The following is a 15929-nucleotide window of genomic DNA, read 5'->3' as shown; positions in this document are numbered from 1 at the left end:
TCTTCCCCGGCGGCGACCGGGTCACACCCGGCTCAGGGCTCGACGCGCTGCCCCTTGCCGATGACGACGACGCCGTTGTCGGAGACGGTGTAGCGCTGCCGGTCCTTCTCCAGGTCGACGCCGATCTCGGCGCCCTCGGGCACGAAGACGTTCTTGTCGAGGATGGCCCGGCGGATCACGGCGTGCCGACCCACCTCGACGCCCTCCATCAGCACCGCGCCGTCGACCTGCGCCCAGGAGTGCACCTTGACCTTGGGTGAGACGACCGAGTTCTCCACCAGCGAACCGGAGATCACCGCGCCGGGCGAGATCATCGAGCCGACCGCTCGGCCGACCCGCTCGCCCCACTGGTGGACGAACTTCGCCGGCGGGTACGGCGGCTGGTCGGTGTAGATGGGCCAGTCGAAGTTGTAGAGGTTGAACACCGGGTGCACGTTGATCAGATCCATGTGCGCGTCGTAGAACGAGTCGAGCGTCCCCACGTCCCGCCAGTAGCCCCGGTCCCGGTCGGTGCTGCCGGGCACCTCGTTGTCCTGGAAGTCGTAGACGTTGGCCTCACCCCGCTCGACCATCATCGGGATGATGCTGCCGCCCATGTCGTGCTTGCTGGTCTTGTCGGCCGCGTCCCGCTCCACGGCCTCGCAGAGCGCCCTGGTGGAGAAGACGTAGTTGCCCATCGAGGCGTAGATCTGGTCGGGGGCGTCGGGCAGGCCCACCGCGTCGGTGGGCTTCTCCCGGAAGGCCCGGATCCGCTTGCCGTCCTCGCCGACCTCGATCACGCCGAACTGGTCGGCCGTCGACAGCGGCTGGCGGATGCCGGCGACGGTGACCGACGCTCCGGAGGCGATGTGGTCGTCGACCATCTGCCGGGGGTCCATCCGGTAGATGTGGTCGGCGCCGAACACGATCACGTAGTCCGGCTGCTCGTCGTTGATCAGGTTGAAGCTCTGGTAGATCGCGTCGGCGGAGCCGGCGAACCACCACGGACCGCGGCGCTGCTGCGCCGGCACCGGCGTGACGTAGTTGCCGAGCAGCGTCGACATCCGCCACGTCTTGGTGATGTGCCGGTCCAGCGAGTGGGACTTGTACTGGGTCAAAACGACGATCTTGAGAAAGCCGGCGTTCGCCAGATTGGACAGGACGAAATCGACCATGCGGTACATCCCGCCGAACGGGACGGCCGGCTTGGCCCGGTCCGCGGTGAGCGGCATCAGGCGCTTGCCCTCTCCGCCGGCCAGGACGATCGCGAGCACCTTGGCAGCCATGACCAGACGCTATCCATACCGCTGCGACTTCACCACTCGTACGGGCACAGTTCCGCGACCGGTGCGCGGCCGCATTCTGCACTAGGGTGCCGGTCATGACCGACTCCGCCCCGCTGCGCGTGGACCTGCTGACCCGCGAGTACCCGCCGGAGGTCTACGGCGGGGCCGGGGTGCACGTCGAGTACCTGGCCCGGGAACTGCGCCGGCTCGCCGACGTCCGGGTGCACTGCTTCGGCGCGACGCGCGACGAGCCGGGCGTCACCGCGTACCCCGAGCCGGCCGACCTGGGCGGCGCGAACGCCGCGCTACGCACCATGGGCGTGGACCTGGCGATGGCCGCCGGGTGCGCGGGCACCGACGTGGTGCACAGCCACACCTGGTACGCCAACCTGGCCGGGCACACCGCGAAGCTGCTGTACGGGGTGCCGCACGTGGTGACCGCGCACAGCCTGGAGCCGCTGCGCCCGTGGAAGGCCGAACAGCTCGGCGGCGGCTACGCGCTCTCCTCCTGGTGCGAGCGGACGGCGATGGAGTCCGCCGACGCGATCGTCGCGGTCAGCGCGGGGATGCGCCGGGACGTGCTGACCGCCTACCCGACGGTGAACCCGGACCGGGTCCGGGTGGTCTACAACGGCATCGACACCGCCCAGTACGCCCCGGACCAGGGCACCGACGTGCTGGACCGGCTCGGCATCGACCCGGCCCGCCCCAGCGTGGTGTACGTCGGGCGGATCACCCGGCAGAAGGGCCTGCCCTACCTGCTGCGGGCGGCCAAGGAACTGCCCGCCGACACCCAGCTCGTGCTGCTCGCCGGCGCCCCGGACACCCCGGAGATCGCCGCCGAGGTCCAGGGGCTGGTCAACGAGCTGCGGGCCAACCGGTCCGGGGTGGTCTGGGTGGCCGAGATGCTGCCCAAGCCCGAGGTGATCCAGGTGCTCACCCACGCCACCGTCTTCGTCTGCCCCTCGGTCTACGAGCCGATGGGCATCGTCAACCTGGAGGCGATGGCCTGCGAGACGGCGGTGGTGGCGACCGCCACCGGCGGCATCCCCGAGGTGGTCGCCGACGGCGAGACCGGATTGCTGGTGCCGATCGAGCAGGCCGGCGACGGCAGCGGCAACCCGCTGGACCCGGACCGGTTCGTCGCCGATCTCGCCAAGACGATCAACGAGCTGCTGGCCGACCCGAAACGCACCGAGGCGTTGGGTCTCGCCGGCCGGCGGCGGGCCGTCGAGCACTTCTCCTGGGACGCCATCGCCGTCCAGACCCTGGAGCTGTACCGCTCGCTGCGGGCGTAGGGAGAGGTCCGGTACAGTTTTCTGTACCTACCTCGGAGGTGGTCATGCGGACCGTGAACTTCACCCAGCTACGGCAGAACCTGGCCGCCGAACTCGACAGCGTCATCAACGACGCGGAGGAAGTGGTGGTGACCCGGTCGGGTCACGAGCCGGTGGTGATCGTGCCGCTGGCGGAGTACGAGTCGATGAAGGAGACCGAGTACCTGCTGCGCAGTCCGGGCAACGCCGCCGCCCTGCGCCGATCGATCGCGGAACTCGACGAGGGTGACGCCACCGAGCGGGACCTGGTGGACCCGGCCACCGTACGGGACGTGGCGTGAGGCTGGTCTTCACCGCGACGGCATGGAACCAGTACCTCAGTCACACGGACCGCAAGCTGGTCAAGCGCATCAACGATCTCATCGCCGACGTCATGCGCAACGAATACGAGGGCATCGGCAAGCCGGAGCCCCTCCGGGGTGAGCTGTCCGGGTTCTGGTCCCGCCGGATCGATCGCGAGCACCGACTGGTGTATCGCATCACGAAGGACGACGTCGAGATCATCGCCTGCCGGTACCACTACGGCGACAGGTAGCCACCCTGCCCTACGCCAACGCCGGACGGTCCAGGCGACGGACGGCCGTTACTCTCCGGGCGCGATCAACTTCAGCGTCGGAAAGTACGAGCGGTAGCGGCTGCTGTCGCGGGTGAGCAGGCGGTAGCGGCAGACCGCCGCGTGCGCGCCGATGTAGAAGTCGGCGATCGGCGAACGCTTGGTGCCGCCCTGCCTGCGGTATCGCGCGTACGCCTTGCCGGCCAGGAAGCCCGCCGGGTACGGCAGTTCCTCGCGGAGAAAATCCGTGGCGGGAAGCGCATCGTCGAGCTCCTCGACACCGTCGAACCGCACGGACACCTCGGCGTACACGATCGGATTGATCACTAGGACGCCCTCGTCGCGGGCGCTGGCCAGGGCCTCAGCCGACCAGTCGGCCCATTGCGGGTCCTCGGTGAAGACGTCCAACAGGACGTTGGTGTCGACCAGCGTGGCAACCGTCTCCGGCACCCGAGCGGCGACAGCCCGGATCCGTTCACTCCCCACGGAGCAGGTCCATCAGGTCCTCGGTCGACATGCCCTGCACCTCCGGGGCGCTGCCCCTGCCGCGCATGTGCCGGACCAGACGCTGACCACGGGTCTCAGCGTCACTGACGCGCACGATGCGCAGGGCGCCGCCTTCCTCGATCACGTCGACCTCATCACCCTCGTGCAGGTTGTACCGGACCCGCAGTTCCGCCGGGATCGTCACCTGACCCTTGCTGTTCAACTTCACGGCAGCCCCCTAGATACGTAATACGCATGATACGTGTCGCAGGTCTCCCGTCTGGGGCTGTCAGGTGACGTGGAGGGTGGCGGCGAGGCGGGTCAGGGCAGGCGGGGCGGCGGGGGACCGGGCCACCACGGCGACCAGGGGGCGTACCGCCGGGCGGTGGTGCACCTCGCCGTGGGCGGTGCGCTCCGCTTCGAGCACCGTCCGGCCGGCGCGGAGCAGGTTGCCGTCGAGCACGTAGGCACGGGCGGCGTCGAGCAGGTACGCGGCCCGGTGCTCGGGGGGCAGCCACCGCCACTCGTCGCCGGCCACCAGCCGCTCGTGGCGTACCGTCGCCGCCGTGACCTCGCCGAGGGCGGCCTCGGCGACCACCCGCGCGGCCTCGACCGCCGCGCCGCCGCCCTCGGCCCCGGCGTCGCGGGCGGCTCGGCCGGCCCGGTCGAGCAGGTCCCGGGCGGCCCGGCCGTCACCCCGCCCGGCGGCGGCCAGGCCGGCCTGGAGCAGCAGCGTGGCGAGCAGGGTCGGGTCGGCCGACTGGTCGTCACCGGGCGTCGACGAGGTCGGCCGTGGCGTGCCCGGGGAGCGCCCCGGCAGGAGGCGGTGGGCGGCGACGGCGGCGGCCTCCATCGCGGCCCGCCGCCGGCCACCGTGGCGCAGGGCCTGGGCCAGCGGCACCGTGGCGGCGGCGGCCACCCACGGGTCCTTCGTGACCTGCGCGGCGGCCAGCGCCCGGTCGGCGGCCAGCCAGGCCGCCTCCGGCCGGTCGACCTTGAGCAGCACCAGCGCGACCAGGCCGTACCCCCGGGCGAGCAGGCCGTCGGTGGCCCGGCCGAGCCGCAGTGCCCGCGCCGCGCGGACGGCGTCGACCAGGCCGGGCAGCAGGACGAGCAGTTCCGGGTAGCGGGCGTGCCGGTAGCTCTGCTCCGCGTGGGCCAGCCGGGTGCGCAGCTCCGCGACGTCGGGCGGCCGGGCCGGCGGCTCGACGTGGTAGCGGGCCAGCGCGGCCAGCACCGCGTCGACACCGGTGGTGGCGGTCTCCGGTCGCGCCGACTCCCCCGCCGACCCGGCCAGCAGCACCTCCAGGTCGATCCGGAGCGTCTCGGCGACCATCCGGAGGGTGGACACCTGCTCCAGCCGGCGCACCCCGCGCTCGACCTTGTCGACCCAGCTCTTGGACTTGCCGAGATGGTCGGCGAACTGCTGTTGCGTCATGTTGCGCCGCACCCGCCACTGGGCGACCCGGCGGCCCACCGGCAGCTCGTTCACCGCCGCCCCGTCCCGCTCACCGGACGATCCCCACCACGAGCAGCACGAGTACGCACACCGCGACCGCCACCCCGTAGGCGAACCGCCGCCGACGCAGCGCCGGGTGACGCGGCCGGACCGGCACCGGCACCCGGTCGCCGTCAGGCAGCGGCGCAGGACCACCCGGCACCGGATACGCCCCCCGCCCCAGCCCATCACGTGGACGGTCATCCATCCCGGCCTCCTCACCGACACGCCAAAGATGCAGTTCACACGGCCCTGAGCAGGGAACCGGCGTTGCCGAAACGGCAGGGCGGAGTGGCCTGGCATGGAAGCCACCCCGCCCCGGTCAGAGGCACCCCGTTTGCTGACGAGAGAGCCGCTGTCGTCACTCAACATAGAAGGCAATGCCGTCAGGGTCAACTGAGCAGGCACGGTAAGTCACTGTGGGTGCGAAGATCGGGGTGCTGACGAGAGGTGGCTCCACGATGCCGCAAGCACCGCTGTATGAGCAGATCATCGCTGATGTCTCAGCTTCGATCCGGGCAGGCACGCTTCACCCCGATGACAAGTTGCCGTCTATCGCGGAGTTGCGCGAGCAGTACCAGTCGAGCGCCTGGCCGGTTCGCTACGCCCTCCGCATCCTGGAGGAGCGCGGCTGGATCGTCACCCGACAGGGCAAGGGGTCGTTCGTGGCATCGAAGCCTCCCGCATAGCGCGGGAACCGCTGCCGGGCGCCCGACAGCCCGGAATAGATCGCCCGCCCGCACAATGCGTAACCCCGACGGGGGTACCACTCTCCAGAAGGTCGTATGACTGTCAGGCATAAAAATGCCCGACAGTCATACGGGTCTCCGACGAAAGTACTGCCGGACGGAGGCAGGCTCCCTGACCATCCCGATGGGCTACCGGAAGATCGCCGCCGACCTGCACGCCCGGATCCAGCAGGGCGAGTACCCGCCGGAGAGCCGGCTGCCCACCTACGCCGAGCTGGCCCGGCTGTACTCGGCAAGCGTCTCGACCGTGCAGCGAGCGGTGATGCTCCTCCAGGCCCACGGGATCATCGTCGGCGTCCAAGGGGCCGGCCTATACATCGCCGCGACCCCCGCCACCTGAGGCGTCCCCGCCCAGGCGCAGCGGATGCGGCGGGCTACCCGGCGGCGGGAGACAGCACCCCGCGCCATCCACTGGCCAATACGACGTGCCCGGCTGGCAGGGACATGCCAGCCGGGCACGCGTGCCTCCGGACAGGTGACGCGGGGAGGGGATCCGACGCGGGGCAGGGGCCTGAAGGGGGCAGGGACCTACCGCACGGCCGGCCACGCGGCAGCCGCCGGAGAGCTACGGGCAGGTCGGACGCCTGCGCGAAACCGGGGAACTACGAGCAGGGCCGGACCCAGGCGGTGCTGACCCAGCCGTTGGTGTCGCCGCTGTCGTTCCACAGCGAGACGTGGTAGCGGCCGTTGGCCTCCTGCGCGGCGAACATCCGGGTGTTGTAGCCGACCGAGTGCGGCCACTTCGTGGTCGACGAGGTGCTGTCCACGAACACGGACAGGCTGACGGCGGTGGAGCACTTGCTGTACTGGTAGTAGGCCGCCTGGGCGGCACCACCGGTGGCCACGGTCGCGCCGAGGCTGGTCAGGGCGGTCACCGCCAGCAGGGCGAACGCGCGCTTGCCGAGCGTACTCATGGATACCTCCGGGTGGTCGGGTCGGTTGGTGCGGACCGCGAGGGTGTCGCGGCCGGTGCCGTGGGTCCGGCGATTCAGCAGGGCCGGACCCAGGCGGTGCTGACCCAGCCGTTGGTGTCACCCGAGGTGTCCCAGAGCGAGACGTGGTAGCGGCCGTTGGCTTCCTGCGCCGCGTACATGACGTTGTTCCAGCCGATCGAGTGCGGCCACCGCGTGGTCGACGAGGTGCTGTCGACGAAGAAGGAGAGCGAGACCGCGTCGGAGCACTTGCGGTACTGGTAGTAACCGGCCTGGGCGGCGGTGCCGGGCACCACACCCACGGCGAGGCCGGCGATCGAGGCACCCGCCACGAGGGCCGCCGCGCGGGATTTGAGCCGATTCATCCTACCTCCAGATCATGATCGGTCGATTGACCCGGCCGACCATACACACGTGGTGATCGTCCCGCAACGCCACGTGTCCGGAGCTGGGCAGACGTCCGACGGGGCGGTCGGCGGGAGAAGGGGACGCTTGGTTGAGCGCGAGGGGATCTCGCACAGTAGGTTGAGCGGGTGAGCGGACGGTTCCCGATCGAAGACGTCTCCCCCGTCGTCGCCTGCGGTCGCTACCCGGCCAAGGCGGTCGTCGACGAGCTGGTGCCGGTGTCGGCGCGGGCCTACCGGGAGGGCCACGACGCGCTCGGCTGCAACGTGGTCTGGCACGGCCCGGACGGCGTGACCCGGCCGTTCACCCGGATGCTCCCCGGCGAGCCGGGGCAGGACCGGTGGCACGCCACCATCCGCACTACCGGACGGAGGCAGGCTCCATGACCATCCCGATGAGCCACCGGAAGATCGCCGCCGACCTGCACGCCCGCATCCAGCAGGGCGAATACCCGCCGGAGAGCCGGGCTTGGTTGGCACACCTGGTATAGCTCGGGCTATAGTTTTGCCATGACCAGCGAGCCCGCCCGTCGCTGGGCGATCAGGACGACAGGCGATGTCCGTGACTGGTTACGTGCCCTGAGCAAGGTCGACCCGGGGGCGTACCGGTCCGTCAACGTGGCGATCGACATGCTCGCCGAGACCGGGCCGGGTCTGGGTCGACCCCTGGTCGACACTCTCAAGGGTTCGAGCATCAGCAATCTCAAGGAGTTGCGGCCGAGGTCTGGGCGGGAAGTCGCCATTCGCGTCCTGTTCGCCTTCGATCCCTGGTCACAGGCAGTGCTGTTGGTCGCCGGCAACAAGTCCGGGGACTGGACGCGATGGTACGAGAAGGCGATCCCCATCGCGGAGGTCACCTACGAAGGTTGGCTTGCCGTCGAGAGGAAACGGAGGGAGGGCTGATGAGCGACTTCCATGACTGGGACGACATCCGCGCCGATCTACACGACGGCGACGACGACGCGCTGGACGTGGAGCGCGCACGCACCGAGGCGTGGGTCAGCGCGTTCCACCTTGCCGAGGAGCGGAAGCGCCTCGGCCTCACCCAGCGACAGGTGGCCGAACTGATGGGAGTGACGCCCGGCCGGGTGAGCCAGATCGAGAACGGCGACCTGGAGGCCAACGAGGTGGCCACCCTCAGCCGGTACGCACGAGCCCTCGGCGCCCGGATGCGGATCATCTTCGACTACGGCAGCGACCTCCGTCAGATTGCCTGACCTCGGCCCAGCGCGTCATCGGTAGAGACGCTCTCGACCACGTCTGCTCCCCACCACCGCGCACGTGGCGCACCAGGCGCTGACCCAGGTCTCCGCGTCGGCGACCCGGACGGCGATACGTGTCAGAGGCGGAAACCAGGCCTTCCAGCGGGTGGCGGACCAGCCGGACCGAGCGCGAGGGGATCTCGCACAGTAGGTTGAGCGGGTGAGCGGACGGTTCCCGATCGAAGACGTCTCCCCCGTCGTCGCCTGCGGTCGCCACCCGGCCAAGGCGGTCGTCGACGAACTCGTGTCGGTGTCGGCACGTGCCTACCGGGAGGGCCACGACGCGCTCGGCTGCAACGTGGTCTGGCACGGCCCGGACGGCGCGACCCGGCCCTTCACCCGGATGCTCCCCGGCGAGCCGGGGCAGGACCGGTGGCACGCCACCATCCGCCCGGACGCCGTCGGTGAGTGGACCTTCACCGTGGAGGCGTTCCAGGACCCGTACCTGACCTGGCAGAACGCGGTGACCAAGAAGGTCGCCGCCGGGCAGGGCGCGGCCGAGCTGGCCAACGACCTGGCCGAGGGCGTCCGGGTGCTGACCGCCGCGCTGGAGCTCGTACCGGCCGGCGACGTCGGGCGGGTCGAGGCGGCGGTGGCCGCGCTGGGCGACAAGGAGGCCGACCTGGCCCGACGGGTCGCCCCGGCCCTCGACCTGGCCGACCTGCTCTGGGCGCACCCGGTGCGGGAACTGGTCACCACCGGCACGCCGCACCGGCTCTGGGTGGACCGCCCCCGGGCGCTCTTCTCCGCCTGGTACGAGTTCTTCCCCCGCTCCGAGGGCGCCATCCCGGCCACCGTCGACGCCCCGGCCCGCTCGGGCACCTTCGTCACCGCGCTGGACCGGCTGCCCGGGGTCGCCGCGATGGGCTTCGACGTGCTCTACCTGCCGCCGATCCACCCGATCGGCCGGGTCAACCGCAAGGGCCGCAACAACGCGCTGACCGCCGGCCCCGACGACGTCGGCTCGCCGTGGGCGATCGGCGCGGCCGAGGGCGGCCACGACGCCATCCACCCCGACCTGGGTTCGCCGGAGGACTTCCGCGAGTTCGTCGCCGCCGCCGCCGAGCAGGGCCTGGAGGTGGCGATGGACCTGGCGTTGCAGTGCGCCCCCGACCACCCGTGGGTCACCGAGCACCCGGAATGGTTCACCACCCGCGCCGACGGCAGCATCGCGTACGCGGAGAACCCGCCCAAGAAATACCAGGACATCTACCCGGTCAACTTCGACAACGACCCCGACGGCATCCGGGCCGAGGTGCTGCGGGTGGTGCGGCACTGGATCGGCGAGGGCATCCGGATCTTCCGGGTGGACAACCCGCACACCAAGCCCTTCGACTTCTGGCACTGGCTGATCGCCGAGGTCAAGCGCACCGACCCGGACGTGCTCTTCCTCGCCGAGGCGTTCACCCGGCCGGCGATCATGCACGGGCTCGGCAAGATCGGCTTCACCCAGTCGTACACCTACTTCACCTGGCGGACGACGGCCGCCGAGATGCGGGAGTACTGCGAGGAGCTGGTCGCCTCGGTCGACTGGATGCGGCCGAACTTCTGGCCCAACACCCCGGACATCCTGCACGAGTCCCTGCAACACGGCGGACCGCCGATGTTCAAGATCCGGGCGGTGCTGGCCGCGCTGCTCAGCCCCTCCTGGGGGATCTACGCGGGGTTCGAGCTGTTCGAGCACGTCGCGCGGCCCGGCGCGGAGGAGTACCTCGACAACGAGAAGTACGAGCTGCGGCCCCGGGACTGGGCCGGCGCGCAGGCACACGGCCGCTCGCTCGCCCCGTTCGTCGCCACCCTCAACCGGGTACGCCGCGAGCACCCGGCCCTGCACCGGCTGCGCAACCTGGTCTTCCACGACATCGACAACCCGGCGCTGCTCTGCTGGTCCAAGCACGACCCGGACACCGGCGACACGGTCATCGTGGTCTGCTCGTTCGACTCGCACACCGTGCAGTGGGGCAACACCACGCTGGACATGCCGGCGCTGGGCTTCGACTGGCACGAGCGGTTCACCGTGCACGACGAGCTGACCGGGGCCGGCTACGAGTGGGGCCAGCGCAACGCGGTCCGGCTCGATCCGTACCTGCAACCCGCGCACGTGCTGACGGTCCGCCGGCCGCCGGCACCACCCGCCCCGGAGCCGGCCGGGGCCGAGCCGGCCGAGCTGACCGTGGCCGACGTCCCCGACGAACTCTCCGGCGACACCGCGCCGACCACCCCCGCCCCGGAGGGCGACCAGCCGGCCACCCCGACGGGGACCGGCCCCGCCGTGGCCCGCCCCACCACGGCCCGCCGCACCGGGAAGGGCGGCCGCAGGTCCGGCCGTCCCACCACCGGCAGCACCCCGACCGACCCCGCCTCGAAGGACGCCAGATGGACCAGCTGATCGCCGGCGCGACCCACGATCCGCACGCCCTGCTCGGGGCGCACCCCGCCGACGGGTGGACCACCATCCGCACCATGCGGCGGGGCGCCGGTGACGTGGTGCTGCTCGTCGGCGACGACCGGCACCCGATGAAGCGGGTGCACGACGCGGGCGTCTTCGAGGCCCGCGTCGAGGGCAGCGTGCTCGACTACCGGGTCGAGGTCGACGGATGGGTCACCGACGACCCGTACCGCCACCCGCCGACCCTGGGCGAGCTGGACCTGCACCTGATCGGCGAGGGCCGGCACGAACGGCTCTGGGAGGCGCTCGGCGCGCGGGTCCGCGACGGCGGCGTCGCCTTCGCGGTGTGGGCGCCGAACGCCCGGGGGGTACGGGTCATCGGCGACTTCACCGGCTGGGGGGCCGACGAGGGCTGGCCGATGCGCTGCCTCGGCTCCAGCGGCGTCTGGGAGATCTTCGTGCCCGGCGCGCCGGAGGGTGCCCGGTACAAGTACCGGGTGCTCGGCGCGGACGGCCGGTGGCGGGACAAGGCCGACCCGATGGCCGCGTACGCGGAGGTGCCGCCGGCCACCGCCTCGGTGGTGCACCGGTCCCGCTACGAGTGGTCCGACGCGACGTGGCTGGAGCAGCGCGCCCGCCGGCAGCCGCACCGGGAACCGATGAGCGTGTACGAGGTGCACCTCGGCTCGTGGCGGCCCGGCCTCGGCTACCGGGAGCTGGCCGACCAGCTCACCGCGTACGTCACCGAGATGGGCTTCACCCACGTGGAGTTCCTGCCGGTGATGGAGCACCCGTTCGGCGGTTCCTGGGGCTACCAGGTCACCGGCTACTTCGCACCCACCTCCCGGTTCGGCGACCCGGACGACTTCCGGCACCTGGTGGACCGGCTGCACGCCGCCGGCATCGGGGTGCTGCTCGACTGGGTGCCCGCGCACTTCCCCAAGGACGAGTGGGCGCTCGCCCGCTTCGACGGCACCCCGCTCTACGAGCACCCCGACCCGCGCCGTGGCGAGCACCCCGACTGGGGCACCTACGTCTTCGACTTCGGTCGCCGGGAGGTGCGCAACTTCCTGGTCGCCAACGCGCTGTACTGGTGCGACGAGTTCCACGTCGACGGCCTACGGGTGGACGCGGTCGCCTCGATGCTCTACCTGGACTACTCCCGCCCCGACGGGCAGTGGCTGCCCAACCAGCACGGCGGCCGGGAGAACCTGGAGGCGATCGCCTTCATGCAGGAGGTCAACGCCACCGTCTACAAGCACCACGCCGGGGTGGTGATGATCGCCGAGGAGTCCACCGCCTGGCCCGGGGTGACCCGGTCCACCAGCGACGGCGGGCTCGGCTTCGGTTTCAAGTGGAACATGGGCTGGATGCACGACACCCTGCTCTACACCTCGAAGGACCCGATCTACCGGCAGCACCACCACCACCAGCTCACCTTCTCCCTGGCGTACGCGTGGAGCGAGAACTACGTGCTGCCGATCAGCCACGACGAGGTGGTGCACGGCAAGGGCTCACTGGTCGGCAAGATGCCCGGCGACACCTGGCAGCGGCTGGCCAACGTGCGGGCGCTGCTGGCGTACATGTGGGCGCACCCGGGCAAGCAGCTGCTCTTCATGGGCTGCGAGCTGGGTGACGACCGGGAGTGGAGCGAAGAACGCGGGCTGGACTGGTACCTCCTGCACGATCCGGCGCGGGCCGGGGTGCAGCGGCTGGTCGCCGACCTCAACGCCGCCTACCGGGACACCCCGGCGCTGTGGGCGCAGGACACCGACCCGGCCGGGTTCCGCTGGATCGCCGGGGACGACGTCGCCAACAACGCGGCGTCGTTCATCCGGATCGCCCCGGACGGCGCGACCCTGGTCTGTGTGGCCAACTTCTCCGCCGGCCCGCTGGAGGCCTACCGGGTCGGCCTGCCGGCCGGCGGCACCTGGACCGAGGTGATCAACACCGACGCCCACCACTACGGCGGCTCCGGGGTGGGCAACCTCGGCGCGGTGCACGCCCAGGACGTCCCCTGGCACGGCCTGCCCGCCTCGGCGGCGCTGCGGGTGCCCCCGCTCGGCGTGATCTGGCTCCGCCGCGACTGACCGGCAGGCCGCCCGGGTGCCGGGCGCACCGGCCGGGGCCGCCGCACGCGGTTGACGGCGACGGCCGCCGGGGCCGCCGCACGGGGTCGACGGCGACGGCCGCCGGCCCCGCCCCGGGTGGGACCAGGGTCAGACCAGGCCGGCGTCGCGGAGCAGCTTCCACAGACCGGCCCCGTCGGGAGCGGAGAGCCACTTCTGGCCCACCGGCCCGGCCGACGACGGCCGGTCGTTGGGCACCGGCAGGCTACCGGCGAGCACCGACTGGGTCGGGGAGAGCCTGCGGATCGCCACCCCGGCGACGTTCTCCGGGTGGGCGGCGGCGAACTCCCGGTAGATCTCCTGGTCGTGCTGCCCGTCGTCGCCGATCAGCAGCCAGCGGACGTCGGGGAACTCGGCGGCCAGCCGGGCCAGGGTGGCCCGCTTGTGTTCCCGGCCGCTGCGGAACCAGCGGTCGGCCGTCGGCCCCCAGTCGGTGAGCAGCAGCGGACCGGCCGGGTAGAGGTGCCGGGACAGGAACCGGGTCAGCGTCGGCGCGACGTTCCACGCGCCGGTGGAGAGGTAGAACACCGGGCTGCCCGGGTGGGCGGTGACCAGCCGCTCGTAGAGCACCGCCATGCCCGGGACCGCCGTGCGCGCATGCTCGTCGAGGACGAACGTGTTCCACGCGGCCAGCATCGGCCGGGGCAGCGCGGTCACCATGACCGTGTCGTCGATGTCGGAGAGGATGCCCAGGCGCACCTTCGGGTCGATGACCCGCACCAGCGCCTCGACCGGTTCGGCGTCGGCGACCCGCAGCCGCACCGACGCCCAGCCGGGGGTGAAGTCGGCCTTGACCACGGTGTCGACGAAACCGCTGCGGTCGGCGCGGGCGGTGTGCACGCCGTCCCCGGCCTCGATGGTGACCTCGACGTGCTTGGCGGGCAGGGTGGCGAAGCTGCGCCAGCCGCGGACCTTCTCCAGCCGACCCTTGCGCCGGTCGGGGCGGCTGAGCAGCACCCGGCACAGCACCCGCGCCCAACCGGGGGCGCCGTAACCGGCGTAGGCGACGATGTTGGGCTGCCAACCGGTGCGCCGCAGCCGGCGTTCCACCAGCTGGTGCAGGGCGTCCTCGATCCGCGCGGCCCGGTGCAGGGTGGGTACGGCCAGCTGGCTCGCGGTGGTGGAGGGCACGCTGCAACCCTGCCACAGGACTCCGGCAGCGGCCAGGCGAGCGACCGGGAGCACACCGGGGCGGGTCGGCCGGGCCGCCCCAGGTCGCCCCCGGTGGGACGGGACGGCCGGTTGTCGGGTGCGCCACCCGGTGGGCGTCGTACGGCGGTGCCGCCGACCCCGGCCCGTACGCTCTGCGGGTGCTCATCCTGCTGCCGCCCTCCGAGGGGAAGGCCGACACCGGCACCGGTCGCCGGCTCGACCTGACCCGGCTCTCCCTGCCCGAGCTGACCCCGGCGCGGGAGGAGGTGCTGACCGCGCTGATGGCGCTCAGTGCCGCCGCCGGCCGGTCGGAAGAGACCGCCGATGCCGGGGACGCCGCGCTGGCCGCCCTCGGGCTGACCGCCGGCCAGCGCGGCGAGCTGGCCCGAAACGCCCGGCTGGACCGGGCCGCCACCGCACCGGCCGGGCAGGTGTACACCGGCGTGCTCTACGAGGCGCTCGGCCTGGCCACCCTGCCGCCGGGGGCGCTGCGGGCGGCCCGCCGCTCGGTGCTGGTCAGCTCGGGGCTGTGGGGCGCGGTACGGCTCACCGACCGGATCCCGCCGTACCGGTGCCCGATCGGGGCGCGGTTGCCGGGGGTGGGGGCGCTGTCGGCGTACTGGCGCGGGGTGTTGTCGCCGGTGCTGACGGCGGCGGCCGGCGGCGGTCCGGTGCTGGACCTGCGCTCCGCCGCCTACGCGGCGACCTGGACCCCTCCGGCGGAACTGGCCGGGCGGACGGTCACCGTGCGGGTGCTGCACGAGCGCCGGCCGGGCGAACGCACGGTGGTGAGCCACTTCAACAAGGCGACCAAGGGCCGGCTGGTCCGCGATCTACTGCTGGCCGGGGCCCGGCCACGCACCGCGACCGCGTTGGTCGGCGCCCTGCGTGACCTGAAGTACCCGGTCGAGGAGCAGCCGGTGACGGCGGGCCGCCCCCGGCGGGTCGACGTGGTGGTCACCGACCTGTAGGAACGCAAGATTTCCTCAATTCCGGTGCGGATGGCTGGAGACGGCGGGACCGGCAGGCGACCGTAAGGGAACCCGAAACCGAGAAGGAGCGGTCCGATGACCCCCGAACCCCGCCTGCTCGACCGGCCACGACTCCCCTCGACCCCGCCGCCACTGGACTGGATGACCCTGGCCGACGCCTTCGAGGTGGCCTGCCTGGTGCGCTGCACGCCGGCACCGGCGGTCACCCGCCCCGGCCCGACCCCGCCACCGGACCGGGGCGTGGTGGAGTTCAATCGGGAGGACGCCGCGCTGCGGATGCGGCAGCTGCTGGCCCGGCTCGACGTGCCGGTCGAGCACGAGGTGGTCACCGGTGGCCTGCGCCGCCGCTACGAGCTGCACCGGTTGCACGTGCCGGCCGACCGCCGCACCGGCTACGCGGTGTTGCGCGAGACGGGTTGGCGGCAGGGGCGGCGGGAACTGCTCGGCCCGGCCGTGGGTTCCTCCACCCCCCGGGCCGCCTGGCGGACCCGGCTCGCCGCGGCGGCCTGGCGCTCGGCGCTGATGGCCGGCGGCCGGCACGTGCGACGGCACATCCTCGGCATCCGCCTGGCCGACCGGGAGCTGGCCGCGGTGCTGGTCCGGTCGGCGTCCCTGCTGGAGGTGTCGGCGCTGCTGCGGCCGGGGGCCGGCTGCCTGGTGGTGAGCGTCGCCGACGGCCCGGACCGGCTGCGGATCCTGGAACGGGCCGCGCTGTCCCCCGCCCGGCTCCCCACCGGAGGCTGACCCCCCGTCACCTCCCACCCACCCCGGACCGACCGCC

General features: G+C 72.2%; 19 protein-coding genes and 1 pseudogene. 12 read left to right on the top strand and 8 right to left on the bottom strand.

Annotation, left to right across the window (positions count from 1 at the left end):
- Positions 1-32: 32 nt before the first annotated feature.
- Positions 33-1265, bottom strand: coding sequence for a glucose-1-phosphate adenylyltransferase (glgC, locus tag O7625_RS17270; protein ID WP_282272701.1), 1233 nt, complete (start codon positions 1263-1265; stop codon positions 33-35).
- A gap of 95 nt (positions 1266-1360) precedes the next feature.
- Between glgC and glgA the strand changes: the two genes are divergently transcribed.
- The 3 genes from glgA to O7625_RS17255 are packed head-to-tail and all read left to right on the top strand — an operon-like array spanning position 1361 to position 3137.
- Positions 1361-2563: a glycogen synthase gene (gene glgA, locus O7625_RS17265; protein ID WP_282339905.1), complete on the top strand. Its 1203-nt coding sequence runs from the start codon at positions 1361-1363 to the stop codon at positions 2561-2563.
- Between the two features lie 44 nt (positions 2564-2607).
- On the top strand, positions 2608-2883 hold the full coding sequence (locus O7625_RS17260) for a type II toxin-antitoxin system prevent-host-death family antitoxin (protein WP_282339904.1): 276 nt from the start codon (positions 2608-2610) through the stop codon (positions 2881-2883).
- Positions 2880-3137 carry a Txe/YoeB family addiction module toxin gene (locus tag O7625_RS17255; protein ID WP_208569020.1) on the top strand — a complete coding sequence of 86 codons (258 nt, stop codon included), beginning with the start codon at positions 2880-2882 and terminating at the stop codon, positions 3135-3137. The genes O7625_RS17260 and O7625_RS17255 overlap by 4 nt, the downstream gene beginning before the upstream one ends.
- 48 nt (positions 3138-3185) lie before the next feature.
- On the opposite strand, the gene O7625_RS17250 is transcribed toward O7625_RS17255, so the two are convergent.
- Genes O7625_RS17250 through O7625_RS17235 form a run of 4 tightly spaced genes read right to left on the bottom strand, consistent with a single transcriptional unit; the run spans position 3186 to position 5347 of the window.
- Positions 3186-3641: a type II toxin-antitoxin system VapC family toxin gene (locus tag O7625_RS17250; protein ID WP_282339901.1), complete on the bottom strand. Its 456-nt coding sequence runs from the start codon at positions 3639-3641 to the stop codon at positions 3186-3188.
- Positions 3631-3870, bottom strand: a complete 240-nt coding sequence (locus O7625_RS17245; RefSeq protein WP_208569022.1) for an AbrB/MazE/SpoVT family DNA-binding domain-containing protein — start codon at positions 3868-3870, stop codon at positions 3631-3633. Before O7625_RS17245 ends, O7625_RS17250 begins: the two co-directional genes overlap by 11 nt.
- A gap of 60 nt (positions 3871-3930) precedes the next feature.
- Entirely contained in the window at positions 3931-5133 is a 1203-nt protein-coding gene (locus O7625_RS17240) for a helix-turn-helix domain-containing protein (RefSeq protein ID WP_282339897.1), read from the bottom strand.
- 16 nt (positions 5134-5149) lie between these two features.
- A complete protein-coding gene (locus O7625_RS17235) occupies positions 5150-5347 on the bottom strand; it encodes a hypothetical protein (protein WP_282339895.1) in 198 nt (65 codons plus the stop codon).
- Between the two features lie 211 nt (positions 5348-5558).
- Here O7625_RS17235 and O7625_RS17230 point away from each other — a divergent pair, with 211 nt between their 5' ends.
- On the top strand, positions 5559-5828 hold the full coding sequence (locus O7625_RS17230; protein WP_282339893.1) for a winged helix-turn-helix domain-containing protein: 270 nt from the start codon (positions 5559-5561) through the stop codon (positions 5826-5828).
- A 184-nt stretch (positions 5829-6012) separates the two neighbouring features.
- The gene (locus tag O7625_RS17225) at positions 6013-6228 is read left to right on the top strand and encodes a GntR family transcriptional regulator (RefSeq protein WP_282339891.1); all 216 of its coding nucleotides are present in this window, start codon (positions 6013-6015) and stop codon (positions 6226-6228) included.
- Positions 6229-6490: 262 nt separating this feature from the next.
- Here O7625_RS17225 and O7625_RS17220 read toward each other — a convergent pair whose 3' ends face one another.
- Both O7625_RS17220 and O7625_RS17215 read right to left on the bottom strand, forming a co-directional pair.
- Entirely contained in the window at positions 6491-6802 is a 312-nt protein-coding gene (locus O7625_RS17220) for a hypothetical protein (RefSeq protein ID WP_282339890.1), read from the bottom strand.
- A 74-nt stretch (positions 6803-6876) separates the two neighbouring features.
- Positions 6877-7185 carry a hypothetical protein gene (locus O7625_RS17215; RefSeq protein WP_282339888.1) on the bottom strand — a complete coding sequence of 103 codons (309 nt, stop codon included), beginning with the start codon at positions 7183-7185 and terminating at the stop codon, positions 6877-6879.
- 168 nt (positions 7186-7353) lie between these two features.
- Between O7625_RS17215 and O7625_RS17210 the strand changes: the two are divergent.
- The 5 genes and pseudogenes from O7625_RS17210 to glgB form a co-directional block, all read left to right on the top strand.
- Positions 7354-7584, top strand: a pseudogene (locus O7625_RS17210) (maltotransferase domain-containing protein); the annotation flags it as partial.
- A 150-nt stretch (positions 7585-7734) separates the two neighbouring features.
- A complete protein-coding gene (locus tag O7625_RS17205) occupies positions 7735-8127 on the top strand; it encodes a type II toxin-antitoxin system RelE/ParE family toxin (RefSeq protein ID WP_282339886.1) in 393 nt (130 codons plus the stop codon).
- Positions 8127-8441 carry a helix-turn-helix transcriptional regulator gene (locus tag O7625_RS17200; RefSeq protein ID WP_282272683.1) on the top strand — a complete coding sequence of 105 codons (315 nt, stop codon included), beginning with the start codon at positions 8127-8129 and terminating at the stop codon, positions 8439-8441. Before O7625_RS17205 ends, O7625_RS17200 begins: the two co-directional genes overlap by 1 nt.
- A 205-nt stretch (positions 8442-8646) precedes the next feature.
- Complete coding sequence (locus O7625_RS17195; RefSeq protein ID WP_282339884.1) at positions 8647-10875, top strand: alpha-1,4-glucan--maltose-1-phosphate maltosyltransferase; 2229 nt, start codon at positions 8647-8649, stop codon at positions 10873-10875.
- Positions 10863-12965 (top strand): 1,4-alpha-glucan branching protein GlgB, encoded by a 2103-nt coding sequence (gene glgB / locus O7625_RS17190; protein WP_282339883.1) that lies wholly within the window; start codon positions 10863-10865, stop codon positions 12963-12965. The genes O7625_RS17195 and glgB overlap by 13 nt, the downstream gene beginning before the upstream one ends.
- A 129-nt stretch (positions 12966-13094) precedes the next feature.
- On the opposite strand, the gene O7625_RS17185 is transcribed toward glgB, so the two are convergent.
- On the bottom strand, positions 13095-14135 hold the full coding sequence (locus O7625_RS17185) for a phosphatase domain-containing protein (protein ID WP_282339881.1): 1041 nt from the start codon (positions 14133-14135) through the stop codon (positions 13095-13097).
- A gap of 179 nt (positions 14136-14314) precedes the next feature.
- On the opposite strand from O7625_RS17185, the gene yaaA reads away from it, so the two are divergent.
- Together yaaA and O7625_RS17175 are read left to right on the top strand one after the other, a co-directional pair.
- Positions 14315-15127 carry a peroxide stress protein YaaA gene (yaaA, locus tag O7625_RS17180; RefSeq protein WP_282339880.1) on the top strand — a complete coding sequence of 271 codons (813 nt, stop codon included), beginning with the start codon at positions 14315-14317 and terminating at the stop codon, positions 15125-15127.
- Between the two features lie 96 nt (positions 15128-15223).
- On the top strand, positions 15224-15892 hold the full coding sequence (locus O7625_RS17175) for a hypothetical protein (RefSeq protein ID WP_282339878.1): 669 nt from the start codon (positions 15224-15226) through the stop codon (positions 15890-15892).
- Positions 15893-15929: the final 37 nt, after the last annotated feature.

It is taken from the genome of Micromonospora sp. WMMD714, assembly GCF_029581315.1.
Lineage (GTDB): Bacteria > Actinomycetota > Actinomycetes > Mycobacteriales > Micromonosporaceae > Micromonospora > Micromonospora rifamycinica.
The sequence above is the reverse complement of the archived record's forward strand: the minus strand, read 5'-3'. Positions and strand labels throughout refer to the sequence as shown.